The organism is Sphingopyxis sp. GC21 (assembly GCF_025727575.1).
Classification (GTDB): Bacteria; Pseudomonadota; Alphaproteobacteria; order Sphingomonadales; family Sphingomonadaceae; genus Sphingopyxis; species Sphingopyxis terrae_A.
Window position 1 is genome coordinate 3,440,866 of the sequence record NZ_CP095845.1, and the last position, 16,250, is coordinate 3,457,115.

17 protein-coding genes are annotated in these 16,250 nt (G+C 66.4%); 5 read left to right on the forward strand and 12 right to left on the reverse strand.

Annotated features, from left to right (window positions below):
• Positions 1-2 precede the first annotated feature (2 nt).
• From MU856_RS16635 to MU856_RS16685, 11 genes are all read right to left on the reverse strand, one after another.
• The gene (locus tag MU856_RS16635; protein ID WP_062901375.1) at positions 3-422 is read right to left on the reverse strand and encodes a GFA family protein; all 420 of its coding nucleotides are present in this window, start codon (positions 420-422) and stop codon (positions 3-5) included.
• A complete protein-coding gene (locus tag MU856_RS16640; RefSeq protein ID WP_263587965.1) occupies positions 419-1,381 on the reverse strand; it encodes an alpha/beta hydrolase in 963 nt (320 codons plus the stop codon). The genes MU856_RS16635 and MU856_RS16640 overlap by 4 nt, the downstream gene beginning before the upstream one ends.
• 29 nt (positions 1,382-1,410) lie before the next feature.
• On the reverse strand, positions 1,411-3,792 hold the full coding sequence (pheT, locus tag MU856_RS16645; RefSeq protein ID WP_263587966.1) for a phenylalanine--tRNA ligase subunit beta: 2,382 nt from the start codon (positions 3,790-3,792) through the stop codon (positions 1,411-1,413).
• Complete coding sequence (gene pheS / locus MU856_RS16650; RefSeq protein WP_263587967.1) at positions 3,789-4,883, reverse strand: phenylalanine--tRNA ligase subunit alpha; 1,095 nt, start codon at positions 4,881-4,883, stop codon at positions 3,789-3,791. Before pheS ends, pheT begins: the two co-directional genes overlap by 4 nt.
• A gap of 158 nt (positions 4,884-5,041) precedes the next feature.
• Positions 5,042-5,944, reverse strand: a complete 903-nt coding sequence (locus tag MU856_RS16655; RefSeq protein ID WP_082819858.1) for a helix-turn-helix domain-containing protein — start codon at positions 5,942-5,944, stop codon at positions 5,042-5,044.
• Between the two features lie 326 nt (positions 5,945-6,270).
• Positions 6,271-6,636 carry a 50S ribosomal protein L20 gene (gene rplT / locus MU856_RS16660; RefSeq protein ID WP_062901371.1) on the reverse strand — a complete coding sequence of 122 codons (366 nt, stop codon included), beginning with the start codon at positions 6,634-6,636 and terminating at the stop codon, positions 6,271-6,273.
• Positions 6,637-6,650: 14 nt separating this feature from the next.
• Positions 6,651-6,854: a 50S ribosomal protein L35 gene (gene rpmI, locus MU856_RS16665; protein WP_003042306.1), complete on the reverse strand. Its 204-nt coding sequence runs from the start codon at positions 6,852-6,854 to the stop codon at positions 6,651-6,653.
• A gap of 146 nt (positions 6,855-7,000) precedes the next feature.
• Positions 7,001-7,351, reverse strand: coding sequence for a GFA family protein (locus tag MU856_RS16670; protein ID WP_062901370.1), 351 nt, complete (start codon positions 7,349-7,351; stop codon positions 7,001-7,003).
• Between the two features lie 25 nt (positions 7,352-7,376).
• Positions 7,377-8,159: a histidinol-phosphatase gene (hisN, locus tag MU856_RS16675; protein WP_062901369.1), complete on the reverse strand. Its 783-nt coding sequence runs from the start codon at positions 8,157-8,159 to the stop codon at positions 7,377-7,379.
• 4 nt (positions 8,160-8,163) lie between these two features.
• Positions 8,164-9,099, reverse strand: a complete 936-nt coding sequence (locus MU856_RS16680; protein ID WP_003042312.1) for a ribose-phosphate pyrophosphokinase — start codon at positions 9,097-9,099, stop codon at positions 8,164-8,166.
• Between the two features lie 82 nt (positions 9,100-9,181).
• Positions 9,182-9,973: a LytTR family DNA-binding domain-containing protein gene (locus tag MU856_RS16685; RefSeq protein ID WP_263587968.1), complete on the reverse strand. Its 792-nt coding sequence runs from the start codon at positions 9,971-9,973 to the stop codon at positions 9,182-9,184.
• Between the two features lie 176 nt (positions 9,974-10,149).
• Here MU856_RS16685 and MU856_RS16690 point away from each other — a divergent pair, with 176 nt between their 5' ends.
• The 5 genes from MU856_RS16690 to rpmG all read left to right on the forward strand — a co-directional run bounded on the left by MU856_RS16690 (position 10,150) and on the right by rpmG (position 14,967).
• Complete coding sequence (locus tag MU856_RS16690; RefSeq protein WP_263587969.1) at positions 10,150-10,662, forward strand: DUF2306 domain-containing protein; 513 nt, start codon at positions 10,150-10,152, stop codon at positions 10,660-10,662.
• Between the two features lie 31 nt (positions 10,663-10,693).
• Positions 10,694-12,367: an NAD+ synthase gene (locus tag MU856_RS16695; protein WP_263587970.1), complete on the forward strand. Its 1,674-nt coding sequence runs from the start codon at positions 10,694-10,696 to the stop codon at positions 12,365-12,367.
• 35 nt (positions 12,368-12,402) lie between these two features.
• Complete coding sequence (gltX, locus tag MU856_RS16700; protein WP_263587971.1) at positions 12,403-13,713, forward strand: glutamate--tRNA ligase; 1,311 nt, start codon at positions 12,403-12,405, stop codon at positions 13,711-13,713.
• 128 nt (positions 13,714-13,841) lie between these two features.
• Positions 13,842-14,570: an energy transducer TonB gene (locus tag MU856_RS16705; protein ID WP_263587972.1), complete on the forward strand. Its 729-nt coding sequence runs from the start codon at positions 13,842-13,844 to the stop codon at positions 14,568-14,570.
• Positions 14,571-14,799: 229 nt separating this feature from the next.
• A complete protein-coding gene (gene rpmG, locus MU856_RS16710) occupies positions 14,800-14,967 on the forward strand; it encodes a 50S ribosomal protein L33 (RefSeq protein ID WP_003042331.1) in 168 nt (55 codons plus the stop codon).
• Between the two features lie 150 nt (positions 14,968-15,117).
• Here rpmG and MU856_RS16715 read toward each other — a convergent pair whose 3' ends face one another.
• Entirely contained in the window at positions 15,118-16,158 is a 1,041-nt protein-coding gene (locus tag MU856_RS16715) for a rod shape-determining protein (RefSeq protein WP_263587973.1), read from the reverse strand.
• Between the last annotated feature and the right edge of the window lie 92 nt (positions 16,159-16,250).

The window sequence follows — 16,250 nt, forward strand, 5'->3', positions numbered from 1 at the left end:
CCTCAGGCGCGTTTCACCGGATTGCGTGCGTGCGCAGCAACCGCTGGCGGCAGGTCGAGCCACGCATGGCGATCGTCGCACCAGACGGCCTGTTCGGGCATCGGAAAATCCGGGTCGGCAAAGGCGCCGACTGCGACGCCGGAGAGGTGCGGCATCCGGTCGGGTTCCCACCACAGGTTCGATCCGCAATCGGCGCAGAAATGAAAGGTCACGTCATGACCGCTCGCCGAAGGCCGGCGGAAGCGCTGCGCCGAACCGGCGGCGACGGCCACCGCTTCGCGCGGGAAAAAGGCGGCGACGCTGAACAGCGACCCGGTTCGCCGCTGGCAATCGCGGCAATGGCACATCGAAATCTTGATCGGATCGCCGCTGCATCGAAGCTGCAGCAAGCCGCAGTGGCAGGTGGCGACCCGCCCGGTCATCCTGCGGCCGGAGGCGCCGTCATCGCGGCGGCGGCGGCGAGCAGCCCCGCGGTGAAGCGCTGGCTGATGGCGGCGGTCGGGATTGCGTTGAAGGCGTGGATGGCGCCCGCATAGCTGTGCAGCTCGACCGGAACCCCCGCCGCAGCGAGACGCTGGGCGTAGTCGAGATTTTCGTCAAAGAAGAGGTCGAGGCTGCCGGTCGCGATATAGGCAGGCGGCAGGCCGGAAAGATCGTCGGCGAGGCTCGGTGAAAACCAGCCGCGCCGCTCGTCGTCGGCCGCGTAGGCGCCGCGCAGCGCGCTCCATCCGAAACGATTGCTTGCGCGCGTCCAGATGAATTCGCCCGTGACCGGATTGCGATAGGGGCAGGCGTCGCCGCCCGTCCGGTGATCGAGCATCGGATAGGTCAGCAATTGCCCGGCAAGCGCTGGCCCGCCGAGGTCGCGCGCCATGATCGCCAGAGCCGCGGCGAGGCCGCCGCCCGCGCTTTCGCCTGCAACGACGATGCGCTGCGCATCGAAGCCAAGGGCATCGGCCTGTGCGGCGAGCCAGACGAGCGCCGAATGGCAATCCTCCTGCGGCGCCGGGAAGGGATTTTCGGGCGCGAGCCGATATTCGACTGAGAGCACCGGCACGCCCACGGCCGCGGCAAGCGCCGCCGGTCCGGCCTGCATCTGCCGCACCGATCCCATCACCATGCCGCCGCCGTGGATATGCAGGATCGCACCCGCGCCGGCGCGTCCCTGTGCCGGGCGGAAGAGGAAGGCCAGCATGTCCGGCCCGCCATGGATCGACGGGATAAGCAGCTCTTCGGGCGCGATGACCGGCGGCGGCAGGATCGCATAGGTTTCGGCCGCCTTGGCGCGAATCTCTGCGATCGGCGCGGCGTCGAGGTCGACGCGTCCGAACAGGTCAATCAGAGGCTGAAGCTCGCGATCGACCAGGTGGCGCGTATCCATGACCCTTTTTCCCTTCTGCCGTCGCCGGCCTATCCGCGCAGCACAGCGCCCAGCTTCGCCGCGGCAGCGACCACCTTGTCGCCGATCGTCTTCAGCTCGGCATCGGTGAAGCTCTTGTCCTGCGGTTGCAACGCGACCTCGACCGCCAGGCTGACCTGTCCGTCGGGGACGCCCTGGCCGGCGAAACGGTCGAACAGCCGCGCATCGATGATGCTCGCCTTGTCGGCGCCCTTGACCGCGCGGACGAGATCGCCCGCGGCCAGCGTTTCGGGCGCGAGGAAGGCGAAATCGCGGCGCACCGATTGCAGCGCGGGCGGCGTGAAGGCCGCACGCGCCGGGCCGCTCGCACGCTTCGCCGGAATCGCATCAAGAAAAATCTGCACCGCCATCACCGGCCCGTCGACATCGAAATGCTTCGCGAGGGCGGGGTGCAGCGCACCGAATTCGGCGAGCACCGCCTTCGGCCCCAGTCGTAGGGTTGCCGACTGCCCAGGATGCCAGATCGCACCATCGGCGACCGGCTCCATCACCTGCAGACGGTCGGCAGGGGCACCCGCCGCATCGAGCAGGGCGAGCGCCGCCGCCTTGGCGTCGAAAGCGTCGAACGGCGCGGCCTTGCCCGCCTGCCAGCCGCGCGGATGCTTGTCGCCGGCCATCAGCAGCGCGAGCGTCGGATGCTCGGCATCGGCCAGATAGCGCCGCCCGATCTCGAACAGACGGATGCTGTCGGCGCCGCGGTTCTGATTGCGCGCCGTGGCGGCAAGCAGCCCGGGCAGCAACGACGGCCGCATGACCTTCAGATCCTCGCTGATCGGATTGGCGAGCGTCCAGGTGCCGCCGCCGAAGGGCGCCGCTTCGCGTTCGGAGACGAAGGACCAGGTCACCGCCTCGTGGAATCCCGCCGCCGCTGCGCCCCGGCGCAGGCGCCGTTCGATCAGCTGCTCGGGGGTTGCGGTCGGCCGGGCGACGCCGTCGGCGCGGGGCAGGGCGACCGATGCGATGGCGTCGAAACCCGCGATCCGCGTCACTTCCTCGACCACGTCGGGCGCGGCGTCCATGTCGCGGCGCCAGCTCGGCACCGCAATCTGCCAAGGCGTGCCTTCGGTGACGCCGAAGCCCAGAGCCTCAAGGATCGCGCGCTGCCGCGCCGGGTCGATCGCGATCCCGCCGAGCGTCGCCGACAGCGTGGGGTCATAGGCGATCGTCTTCGCCTCGATCGGCGGCTCGCCCGCGCGCGTTACCCTCGAGGCCGTGCCACCACAGATATCGAGGATATATCCGGTGATGATCGCGGTCGCATCGTCGAGGAATGCGGGATCGACGCCGCGTTCGAACCGGCTGCGCGCATCGCTGGTGAGGCCGAGCGCCTGCCCGGTCAGCGCGATCCGCTCGGGCGTGAAATAAGCGACCTCGAGCAACACGTCGGTCGTCGTTTCGCTGCACCCGCTATGCTCGCCGCCCATGATACCGGCGATGTCGTGGACGCCGCTGTCGTCGCCGATCACGGTCATGCTGTCGGTCAGCACATAGTCCTTGCCGTTGAGCGCAGTCACCGTTTCGCCATCGCGCGCGCGGCGCGCAACGAGCGCGCCGTTCAGCGTCGCGCGATCGTAAACATGGCTCGGCCGGCCGAGGTCGAGCATCACATAGTTGGTGATGTCGACCAGCGCCGAAATCGAACGCTGCCCCACCGCTTCGAGCCGCCGCCGCATCCATTCAGGAGCGGTGCCATTGGCGACGCCGCTGATCGTGCGACCGAAAAAGGCCGGGCAGCCTTCGGTGTCGTCGGTACGGATCGCGGTGGCCGGGGCGTCTTCGCCCGCGATGACGGGGACGTCGAGCGGCTTCAGCGTGCCGAGCCCGGCGGCGGCGAGGTCGCGCGCGATGCCGCGCACGCCCATGCAATCCTGCCGGTTGGGGGTAATCGAAATGTCGATCACCGGATCGGCTGCGCCCGAATAATCGGCGAAGGCGGTGCCGACCGGCGCGTCGGCGGGCAATTCGATAATGCCGTCATGATCGTCGCCGAGTTCGAGTTCGCGCGTCGAACACATCATGCCGTTCGACGTGACGCCGCGGATCGCCGAGATCTTGAGCTCCATGCCGTTTGCCGGCACCACCGCGCCCGGCAGCCCGAGCACACCGACCATTCCCGCGCGGGCGTTGGGTGCACCGCATACGACCTGGAGCGGGGCGCCGTCGCCGGCATCGACCGTCAGCACCTGCAGCCTGTCGGCCTGGGGGTGCCGTTCGGCTGTCAGCACCTTGGCGACGCGAAAGCCCGCGAGCTTCTCGGCGGGATTCTCGACGCCCTCGACTTCGAGCCCGATGCGGTTGAGCGCCGCGACGACATCGTCGACGGTCGCATCGGTTTCGAGATGCGCCTTCAGCCATTCGAGGGTGATCTTCATGCCGAAATCCCCCCGCTCAGAGTCGGTACATTCAGCGCGCCGAACCCGTAGTGCGACAGCCAGCGCAGGTCGCCGTCGAAGAAGGCGCGCAGATCGTCCATGCCATATTTGAGCATTGCGAGCCGGTCGATACCGATGCCGAAGGCGAAACCCTGCCACGCGTCGGGATCGAGGCCGCAATTGGCAAGGACACGGCGGTTGACCATGCCGCTGCCGAGCAATTCCATCCACGCATGACCGTCGTCATCGCCGTGCCCGCCGACGATCCGCCGCCCCTTTTCCTGGCGGTAACCGACATCGACCTCGGCCGAGGGTTCGGTGAAGGGAAAATAGGAGGGGCGCAGCCGCAGGACGATGTCGTCGCGTTCGAAAAAGGCCTTCAGGAAGGTTTCGAGCGTCCATTTGAGATGGCCCATATGGATATTGCGATCGATCACCAGCCCTTCGACCTGATGGAACATCGGCGTGTGCGTGGCGTCGCTGTCGCTGCGATAGACGCGGCCGGGCGCGATGATGCGGATCGGCGGCTCCTGGCTCATCATCGTGCGGACCTGCACCGGCGAGGTGTGGGTGCGCAGCAGCATCGCGCGGCCTTCGGCATCCTTGTCGGGGAAATAGAAGGTGTCATGCATCGCGCGCGCGGGGTGCGTTTCGGGGATGTTGAGTGCGGTGAAATTGCGCCAGTCGTCCTCGATCTCGGGCCCCGTCGCGACCGCAAAGCCCATGTCGGCGAATATTTCGGCGATTTCGTCCATGACCTGGCTAACCGGATGGACGCTGCCTTTGGGGGCGGCGTCGGCAGGCAGCGTCATGTCGAGACGCTCGGCGGCGAGCTTCGCCTCGAGCGCCGCGCCTTCGAGCGCGACCTTGCGCGCGGCGAGCGCGTTGGTGACGGCTTCGCGCAGCGCGTGGATCTGCGGCCCCTGCGTCTGGCGTTCGTCGGGGGTCATGCTGCCCAGCGTCTTGAGCAGGGCCGACACGCTGCCCGCCTTGCCAAGCGCCGCGACGCGCAGCGCCTCAACCGCGTCGAGGTCGGCGGCGGCGTCGATCTCGGCCACCAGCTTGGCCTGCATGGCCTGATAATCGCTCATCGTCTTTTTCGTCCTGCGGCGGCCGCGCACCGGTTCGCGCGCGACCGTCTTTAGCCTGTTTCTGTCCGGCCTGCGGCGGCGCAAAGCCTGCCATTGCCCCGTCGCCGCTTGCACCGAAGGACGCGCGCGGGTCAACCCCGAAGCGCGGGGCAGGCGGTTCAGCCTGCGGGCTTGTGCAGTCCCTGAACCGCCGCACCTGCGGCGGCGGCGCGCGCCATCGCGGCGGCGCCGAGGATGGGTTTGGGCCGCGCCGCATAGTCGCGCGGGCCGATGCCCATGAAAGCCTTGAAGTCGCGAGTGAACTGCGCCTGATCGTAATAGTGATAATCGAGGGTATCGATCCACGCCATCGAGGGGTCGAGCATGAAGCGGGCAAGGCTGCGCAGGAAGCGCTGGCGGCGCAGCAGCAGCTTCGGCGAAAAGCCGAAGGCGCGCTGGCTGAGCCGCTCGACCGAGCGTTCGGACATTCCCAGCTTGTTCGCCAGATCGGCCACACTGCCAAGATCGTCATCCATAAGCGCGGCATAGGCGGCGGCGATCGCGGGATCGTCGCGCGGCGCGCTCGCAAGCATGGCGGCAAAGCGCGCGTCGATCAGCGCCGCGCCAACTTCAAGATCCTCAATAGCGGCAAGTTCGTCGAGCAGGGGGGCGAGCGCCGCGAAGGCGGGGTGCGTCGCGCCGTCGCAAAAGCGATCGGCCATCGAATCGGCCGGAATGTCGAAGAATTTCGCCCAACCTGTAGGCAAAATGCCAATCCCCCAGGCCCGCATCGCGCCGCACGAAAAGAAGGTCGCGCGGCTTGTCGGACCGGTCGCTATGAAGGGCGCGGTGGCGCTCGGCGCATCGCTGCCGACCGACGCGAGCAGTACACTTCCGGCGATAAAGCGCAGATTGGCCCATTCGGGGTGCAGATAATCGTCGATGCGTACGCTTGCCGGGGCTTCGACCTCGATGTGGTAGATAATGCTGCAATAGGGGCGCAGGGCTTCTGACACGGGAAAAAAGCGCGTGGCGACGCGCACATCTTGCGGCAGCTTCTGGTTCGCCCTGGTCCCCGGCATGGCGCCACCCTGCAAAGCGAGGCGAAAAAAAACAACAGGCTAGGCGGTCCGCCTGTCGGATTTTTACAATTTTTCCCGGTGATGCGGCGCCATATCTCGCTGCACAGGGATACTTCCACCGGCCGTCAGCTTATCTGCGACCCACGGCTATTCGGTACGGAGGGAGGGGGGCGATGCATCCATTCGGGTCATCGTCGAGACGGCGCGGAGCTTGCGGGCTCCGCGCCGTCTCTCTTTGGAAATCCTGTCCACCCCGCCGTTAGCCGCGCACGAAAAAGGGCGGCCCCTTGCGGGACCGCCCCTTTGTCTCGTCGGTGCCGGCGGCCTCAGGCGGCCTTGGGCAGCGCCGCCTTCGCCTGCGCGATGATGGCGGTGAAGACACCGCCTTCGTTCATCGCGAGATCGGCCATGACCTTGCGGTCGAGTTCGATACCGGCCAGCTTAACGCCGTGCATGAACTGCGAATAGGTCAGGCCTTCGGCGCGAACCGCAGCGTTGATGCGCTGGATCCACAGGGCGCGGAAGTTCCGCTTCTTCACCTTGCGGTCGCGATAGGCGTACTGGCCGGCCTTCTCGACCGCCTGCTTGGCGACGCGGATGGTGTTCTTGCGACGGCCGTAATAGCCCTTCGCCTGCGCCAGAATGCGGTTGTGCTTGGCGCGCGTGGTGGTGCCGCGTTTGATACGGGACATGGTTCAGGCGCTCCTTACTTCAGGCCGTAGGGCGCCCAGAGGCGCACATGGCCCGCATCGGCATCGCTGAGCACGCTGGTGCCGCGATTGGTGCGGATATATTTGCTATTGTGCGAAATCAGGCGGTGGCGCTTGCCGGCAACGCCGTGCTTCACCTTGCCCGAGGCGGTGAATTTGAAGCGCTTCTTCACACCGCTCTTGGTCTTCAGCTTGGGCATTTTCGTCTCCTTGGTTAGCGACGATATCGACCGGCCCTGGCAGCCCTTTCAGCCAGGCAGGTCAGCTCACTATCGTGCGAAGGCGCGCGCCTAGACGGATTCGCGCGGAAATGCAAGCGCGGCACGCAAATCCGTCATTGCGAGCGCTAGAAGCTCGCGCCGTCGACTTTCTGGATTGTCAGCGAATCGAGATCGACATCCGGAACGCAGCGCAGGTTGACCGCTGCCATCTTCGACCCGTCCGGGCCCGTTCCGACCGAAAACCCTTGGCAGCCGCATGACACGCAGAATTGATGATCGATATTGTGCTTGTTGAATTTATAGGACGTCAGCCTGTCTCCGCCGCTCGTCAGGCGGAACTGGTCTATCGGTACGAAAGCGAGCAGAAAGCCCTTGCGGCGGCAGTGCGAACAGTTGCAGCTCATCGCCGTGGTCGGAATGTCGCCATCAATCGTGTAGGTCACCGCGCCGCAATGGCAGCTTCCATCGAATGCCATGTCGCTCTCCTTCGCAAGCCCGGCTCTAATGGTGGCAGGCCAGTCCCTCGATAACATCTTCGAGCCGCGCGGGATCCCCCAAGGCAATCACATGCCCGCTGCTGTCGGCGTGGAGCGGGTCACCGTTCCAGTCGCACATCGTCCCGCCGGCGCCTTCGACGATGGGAACGAGCGCTGCATAATCGTGAAGTTTCAGCCCCGCCTCGACCACCAGATCGATATGCCCGCTGGCGAGAAGGCCGTAATTGTAGCAGTCGCCGCCGAACACCATCCGCTTGTGCGCGGTCTGCGCCGCGAGCGCCATGAAATGTTCGCCGTCATGGTCGCTGAAATATTGCGGCCCCGTCGTTGCGAGCACCGCCTCTGCAAGGTTGCGGCAGGTTCGCGTCGTGGCCGGGCGGCCGTTGAACAGCGAAGGCTCGCCCATCGCGCCGGTCCAGCGTTCGCCCGCAATTGGCTGGTCGATGATACCGAGTACAGGCCAGCCGTCCTGCAACAGGGCAATCAGCGTGCCGAAGATCGGCCGGCCGGCCATGAAGCTGACCGTCCCGTCGATCGGGTCGAGCACCCACTGGCGCGCGGAGTCCGCCCGTTCGGCGCCATATTCCTCGCCGATGATCCCGTCGCGCGGAGCTTCGGCGTCCAGCAGTTTGCGCATTGCTGCTTCGGCGGCGCGATCGGCCTCGGTAACGGGCGACGCGTCGGCCTTGGCTTCGTGCGACCAGTCCGAACGGAAAAGCGGACGAATCGCGGCGCCCGCCGCATCGGCGAGGCGATGAGCAAGGGCAATGTCGGTTTCGAGCGACACGCGATCAGTCGAAGAGGCTGCTGACCGAGCTTTCGTCGGCGATGCGTTTGATCGCTTCGCCGAGCAGCGGCGCGACGGTCAGCGCGCGCACCTTGCTGCTGTCATTCACGGCGTCGGTCGGCTGGATCGAATCGGTGATGACGAGTTCAGTCAGCTCGCTCGCATCGACGCGCGCGACCGCCCCGCCCGACAGCACCCCATGGGTGCAATAAGCGACGACGCCTTCTGCCCCTGCGGCCTTCAGCGCGGCGGCGGCGTTGCACAGCGTGCCCGCCGAATCGACGATATCGTCGATCAGGACGCAGAAGCGCCCTTCGACGTCGCCGATGATGTTCATCACTTCGGATTCGCCGGCGCGTTCGCGGCGCTTGTCGACGATCGCCAGCGGCGCGTTGTCGAGCCGCTTTGCCAGCGCGCGGGCGCGCACGACGCCGCCGACGTCGGGCGACACGACCATAAGATTCTTGTCGCCGAAGCGCGCCTGGATGTCGGCGCTCATCACCGGTGCGGCATAGAGATTGTCGGTCGGGATGTCGAAGAAGCCCTGGATCTGTCCAGCGTGCAGGTCGATTGCCAACACGCGGTCGGCCCCTGCCGTGGTGACGAGATTGGCGACCAGCTTGGCTGAAATCGGCGTGCGCGGGCCGGGTTTGCGGTCTTGGCGGGCATAACCGAAATAGGGGATCACCGCGGTGATGCGTTTCGCCGAGGCGCGGCGTAGCGCGTCGGTGATGATCAGCAATTCCATCAGATTGTCGTTCGCCGGGAAGTTGGTCGGCTGAACCACGAAAACGTCCTGACCGCGGACATTTTCGTGGATTTCGACGAAAACCTCCTCGTCGGCGAAGCGGCGCACGCTGGTATCGGTCAGCGGCAGTTCCAGATAGTCCGCGATGGCGCGGGCGAGGGGAAGATTGCTGTTGCCGGAAATCAGTTTCATGCGCGGGGCCCCTTGTCGCCGATTGGGGATGGATGCGCGCCCCTTAGCCAGCGGGCGCGCGAAGGGAAAGGGGCAATCCCGTCTAAATCCACCCCGCGGCGCGCAGTTCGGGCATCATGTCGCGCGCAACGGGCGCTTCATGGCCGCTTGTCAGCGTGACCATCGCGGTGCGACCATCGCGGCGGACGGCGGCGACGGCGGCGCGTGCGACCCACCAGCTGCGATGAGTGCGCAGACCGTCGGCATCGTCCAGCCGCGCGATCGCATCGCGCATCCGCATGAGGATAAGTTCTTCCGATCGCGTACCGATTACCCGGACATAATGATCCTCGCCCTTCAGCGCGAGTATGGCGCCGAAACCGGGCGGCAGCGGTAGCGCTGCATCGGGCTGCGGTGCGACGGGGGTCGGCGTTGGCGCTGCAGGTGGCGCTGCGGCCGGGGCCGTGATCGGCGTTTCGGGAGCGGGCGGCGGGCCATCGTCGGCGCGCGGACGGAAGCTCAGCCCCATTACGCCCACGACCACCGCCGAAACGATGCTGATATAGAGATACATCGTCCAGAAGCCGGGCCAGCGCAGCGCCTCGCCGAAGCTCATCTGCATCGCCATCATCGTGACGACGAGCGTCACCGGAACGCTGGCGACGATCAGCGCGATCAGCCGCCCGCCAAGCGGCGGAAGACCGGTCGCGTCGCACAGCCAGCCCGCAACAACCCCGGTTGGGCGATAGAAGACGTAGCCCGCGAGCAGCCACATCACCCAGTTGAGCATCCGGATGGCTGGCGGATTGTTGAAGGTGCCGAACGGCCCGAGTAGCCCGATCAACAGGCCGAGCGCGATCATCGCCAGCAGTTCGATCGTCAGCCGTTTCGCCATAGGGCCCTGCTTGTGCGTGCCATTTCACGAAGCGTCAACGGGCAAAGGGGCGCATTTGCGAACTATTCCGCCGCCTTGGCGAAGGCGCGCTTGTCCGTGAACGGCGCGGGGCCAGGAAGAGGGCAACCGCCGGCGAGAGCGCCGGAACAGATCGGTCTTCGAAAGGAAAAGCCGCCATGACCAGCATCGCCGTCCCCGCCGCCACGGCGCGTCGTCCCGTCAAATTGTCGCACCGCATCGGGCTGACCGCGCTCCTCGTTCTCGGCGGCATCGCTGCGGCGCTGCTGGCGCGCTCGTTCTTGGGGCCGTCGACCTATCGTACGCCGATGTGGGCGATCTGGCTCCATCTTGCGACTGTCGTCCCCGCGGTGCCGCTTGGCGCCTGGCTGCTCTGGCGCCGCCGCAAGGGCGATCTGGCGCACAAGATCGGCGGGCGCGCCTGGGCCGCGATGATGGTGGTGACCGCGATCGACAGTTTCTGGATCCGGACCATTACCGGGACGATCAGTCCTATCCACATCTTTTCGCTGATCGTGCTCGTCCAGCTGCCGCGGGCGATCCGGTTTGCCCGGATCGGCGACCTCGACCGTCACCTCAAGCTGATGCGCGGCATCTATATCGGTCTGATCGCGGCGGGCTTCTTTGCGATGGCGCCGGGCCGGACGCTGTGGACGCTGGCTTTCGGTTGAATTTGGAGCGCGGTGGCCTATTGGCGGGAGCATGACCGATGCCCCCGCCGCCACGCTGTCCATCGTCCTGTCGCAGATGACGCAGAGCGTCGGCGACCTTGCTGCCAATGTCGCTGCGATGCGCGCCGTCCGCGCGCGGCACAGCGGCGCCGATCTGATCCTCTATCCCGAACTGCAATTGATCGGTTATCCGCCCGAGGATCTGGTGCTCAAGCCCGCGCTCGCCGATCGCGCCGCGCGCCTGCTGACCGAGCTGGCGGCGGACACTGCCGATGGCGGTCCGGCGATGCTGGTGGGTTCGGTCGAGCGCGACGGCGACGGCCGCCTCTACAATATCGTCGCGCTGCTCGACGGCGGCCGGGTCGTCGCGACGCGGCGCAAGCACGAATTGCCCAATTATGGCACCTTCGATGAAAAGCGCGTCTTCGCACCCGGCCCGCTGCCCGATGTCGTCGAATGGCGCGGGGTTCGGCTGGGACTGCCGATCTGCGAGGACGGCTGGTTTCCCACGGTCTGCGCGCATCTGGCGGCGCAGGGCGCGGATCTGCTGATCTCGGTCAACGGCAGCCCTTATGAAATCGACAAGGACGACCGCCGGCTGACACAAGTGTTCGCAGCGCGTGTCGCCGAAACGAAACTGCCGCTCATTTTCCTCAATCGCATCGGAGGACAGGACGAGCTGGTGTTCGACGGCTGCTCCTTCGTGCTGAACGGCGACGGGCGCGCGGCGCATCGCCTCACCGACTGGGAAGCCGAAGAGCGCGTGACCCGTTGGACGAAAGAAGCCGATGGTTGGATCTGCGGGCCCGGCGCGATCGCCGAATGGGACGCGCATCCAGCCGACATATATGATGCGATGGTGCTGTCGCTGCGCGACTATGTCGAGCGTAATCGCTTTCCCGGCGTCGTGCTGGGCCTGTCCGGCGGCATAGATTCGGCGATCTGCGCCGCAATCGCCGCCGACGCGCTCGGCCCCGACAAGGTGTGGTGCGTGATGCTGCCGAGCCGCTTTACCAGCCAGGACAGCCTCGACGATGCGGCGGGCTGCGCTGGCATGATCGGGTGCCGGCTCGACACGATTTCGATCGTCCCGGCGGTCGAGGCCTTCGATACCATGCTGTCGGACAGCTTTGCCGACGCGGCGGTTGATACGACCGAGGAGAATGTCCAGTCGCGCATCCGCGGCGTCACGCTGATGGCGCTCAGCAACAAGTTCGGCCCGATGCTGATGACGACGGGGAACAAGAGCGAGATGAGCGTCGGCTATGCGACCATCTATGGCGACATGGCGGGCGGCTATAATCCGCTGAAGGATGCCTACAAGACCACGGTGTTCGCGGTGTCGCGCTGGCGCAACGCGAATGTCCCGCGCCTTTCGCGCAATCCGGTGACGCCAGTGATGCCCGACCGCATCATCACCAAGCCGCCCAGCGCCGAGCTCCGCCCCGACCAGAAGGACGAGGACAGCCTGCCGCCCTATGAGGATCTCGATCGCATGCTCCACATGCTGGTCGAAGAGGAAGCGAGCGTCGATGATGTGGTCGCGCGCTACGGCTTCGACCGCGACGTGGTGGCGCGCATCGAACGGCTGCTGGCGATCGCCGAATATAAGCGGCGCCAGGCACCGCCGGGGGTCAAGCTGTCGACGCGCAACTTCGGCCGCGACCGCCGCTATCCGATCACGCACGGCTTTCGCACCGCCTGACTCGCATCGCGCGCGAAACCGGCTATAGGCGCGCCATGACCGTCACCACCCGCTTCGCTCCCTCGCCGACCGGCAGCCTGCACGTCGGCAATGTCCGCACCGCGCTCCACAACTGGATGTGGGCGCGCAAGCATGGCGGGCGCTTCCTGCTCCGCATCGACGATACCGATCTCGAACGCTCGAAGGAGGAATATGTCGAGGGCATCCGCGCCGATCTCGCATGGCTGGGTCTCGATATCGACGGCGAGGAGCGCCAGTCGGCGCGCTTCGCGCTCTACGATGTCGAGTTTGAAAAGCTGAAGTCGGCGGGCCGCGTCTATGCCTGTTACGAGACGCCCGAGGAGCTGGAAATCCGGCGCAAGATTTTGCTCTCGCGCGGGCTGCCGCCGGTCTATGAGCGTAAGCCCGCCGACGCGCCGGGGCCCGAAGGCGTGGCGCCGCACTGGCGCTTCCGCCTCGACGAGGGCGCGCCGATCGAATGGACCGACCTCATTCGCGGACCGCAGCATTTCGACCCCAGGACCATGTCCGACCCGGTCGTGCGCCGCGCCGACGGCAGCTGGCTCTATCTCTTGCCGAGCGTGATCGACGATGTTGCCATGGGTATCACGCATGTCGTGCGCGGCGAGGATCATGTGTCGAACACCGCGGCGCAGATCCAGATGTTTCAGGCGCTCGGCGCGACGCCGCCCGCATTCGCGCACGAGGCGCTGCTCGTCGGCACCGAAGGAAAGTTGTCGAAGCGCCTCGGCTCGCTCGGCATGACAGCGCTGCGCGAGAATGGTATCGAACCGATCGCGCTCGTCGCGCTGCTGGCGCGCCTCGGGACGAGCGACCCGGTCGAGCCGGTGACGAGCGCGGCACCGCTGATCGAAGCGATCGACTTCGCGCGCTTCGGCCGCGCGCCGGCGCGCTTCGACGAGGCCGAGCTGGCGCTGCTCAACCAGAAGATTCTGCACCACACTGATTATCATGCGGTTGCGCCGCGCCTGCCGCTCGCGATCGACGCCGCGCGCTGGAACGCGATTCGTCCCAATCTGATGACCGTGGCCGAGGCTGCGGAATGGGCTCCGGTGTTCGACGGGCCGTTCGCGCCGCCCGTCCCCGACGCCGCCGATCGCCCGGTACTTGCCGCCGCTGCGGCCGCGGCGGCAGCGCTCGATTGGGATGCCGACCCCTGGCACGCGCTCACTGCCGCAGTGAAGGCTGCGACCGGGGCGAAGGGGCGGGCGCTCTTTCTGCCTCTGCGCCGCGCGCTGACGGGCCGCGACCATGGGCCCGACATGGCCGAACTGCTGCCGCTGATCGCCAAGGATCAGGCAGTGGCGCGCCTCTCCATTTCCTGAACGCGACGCCGGCGCATTCCTATCTGGCCGCTTGACAATTGCCGTAACGTTATATTATCACATAAACTGATCCGGCAGACAGCTCGGGCAGAAACGGGCGGCACCGGTCACAGGCAAGGAGAGAGGCCATGACCCTGATTCCCCTGATCTCGGCGATCGTATCGGCGCCCGAGGCGACCACCGCAGTTGTCGGCGCCGCGCCGCCGCGCCGCAATAGCTACGATCCCGGCGCGGGCCATCGGCCCGTGGCGTTCGCCTGCGCGGTCGGCCTGCCGGTGGCGCTCGTCGTTGCGGTCGCATTGTCGCCGATCATCATCGAAAAGGCGCCTGTGCTCGCGCCGCTGACCGGCACGCTGATCGAAATCGAAAAGCCCAAACCGCCCGAGGCGAAGCCCGAGGCCAAGCCCAGCCCCAGAAGCAACGCGCCGACCGAGGCGGTGCGACCGCTGGTCGATACATTTCCCCCGGCCGACCGAGGGGTCGAGGTGAAGTCGGTGTTGCCCGACCCGCTTCCTTATGATCCCGGCCCGACGACGGTCCCGCCAGCCGATCCGCCCAAGCCGCCGCCGCTCGTCCTGGCCGAACTCGACCAGCGTTTTGCCGGCAGCTTTCAGCCCGATTATCCCGCAAGCGAGCAGCGGCGCGAGATCGAAGGCAGCGCGAAGGTGCGCGTGCTGATCGGTACCGACGGCCGGGTCAAGGCGGTCGAACTGATCAGTAGCGACAGCCCGGGCTTTTTCACCGAAACGAAACGCCGCGGGCTCGCCAAATGGCGCTTCAAGCCGGCGACCCGCGGCGGGGTGGCTGAGGAAAGCTGGAAGGTGATGGTCGTGCATTTCCAGATCCGCAACGGCTGACCCCCATCGCGAGACCCCTCCCGGGGGCGGGCGCACCCCATCGACCCGCCCCTTTTTGACCACAGATTGCTTGACATTGACCGCGAATCCGGCCAATGGCGCCCGGATAAATGAGGGCGGCGCCCGCGCGCGGCCCTCTTTGTTTTTCATAGCAACCGTCGGGGCCCCCAGTCCCGCCACATGTGCCGGACGATCCGGCGGATGTGCCAATAGTTCGAGGATCAGGGCCATGGCCAAGCCGACGACCGTCAAGATCAAGCTGGTGAGCACCGCCGACACGGGCTTTTTCTATGTCACCAAGAAGAACCCGCGCACGATGACCGAGAAGATGTCGGTGCGCAAATATGACCCGCGTGCGCGCAAGCACGTCGAGTTCAAGGAAGCCAAGATCAAGTAAGCGCGCTACCCGCGTCCCGATGACGCGGGTCCGCAAAGACTTGTCCCGGCATCGTCGGGATTGCGAAGGGCGGCGCTGAGCCGCCCTTTTTGCGTGCGCGAGCAGCGCGCCGTAAAGCGCCCGCACCGCAGGACGGCGCGGCCAGGGAAATCAGGCGGCCATCAATATGCCGCTGTAGGACCGGTCGTCGAACGTCAGTCCGGCGCCCATGGCAACGCAGATCAGCGCATCTTCGGCGACCAGCACCGGCAGGCCGGTCGCCGCCGAGATCGCCTGATCCATCCGGCGCAACAGCGCGCCGCCGCCAGTCAGCATGATCCCCGCATCGATGATATCGGCCGACAATTCGGGCGGGGTCCGTTCCAGCGCCGCCTTTACCGCGCTGACGATCTGGCCCACCGGTTCGGCCAGTGCTTCGGCGATTTCGGCTTCGGAGACGCTGATTTCGGACGGGCGGCCGCTGACGAGATCGCGCCCTTTGACGGCCATGACGACGCCTTCGCCCTGCGGCGGCACGGCGGAGCCGATCGCGAGCTTGATGCGCTCGGCCGTCATCTCGCCAATCATCATATTATGCTTGCGGCGGATATACGACGCGATCATGTCGTCCATCTTGTCGCCGCCGACGCGCACCGAACTGCTGTGCGCGACACCGCCGAGCGACAGCACGGCCACTTCGGTGGTGCCGCCGCCGATATCGACAACCATTGTTCCCTGCGGTTCGGTGACGGGCAAGCCGGCGCCGATCGCCGCGGCGAGCGGTTCCTCGATCAACTGAACGCTGCTCGCGCCGGCGTTGGAGGCCGCGTCGCGGATCGCGCGCCGCTCGACATGCGTCGATCCCGACGGCACGCACACCACGACATGGCCGCGTCGCCGCAGGCGACTTGTGCCGTTGAGGGCCTTGTCGATGAAATGCTTGATCATCTGTTCGGCCAGATCGATGTCGGCGATCACGCCGTCGCGCAGCGGTCGCAGCGCATCGAGATTGGCGGGCGTCTTGCCCATCATCAGCTTGGCATCGGCGCCGACCGCCTTGACGCGGCGCACGCCGTCGCGCGTTTCGATCGCTATCACCGATGGTTCGTTGAGCACGATACCGCGGCCGCGGACATAGATGACGGTGTTGACCGTGCCGAGATCGATCGCGACATCTTGTGCGTGCGATGCGAAGCGTTGGAAAATCTTCATAAGCGGGGCGAAACCTCGATCCTTCCAGAATCCGATACAAGCGCCCCGCCCCCCGGCCTTCGCTCGCTCAATCCATAGTTCGCCGCTTGGAA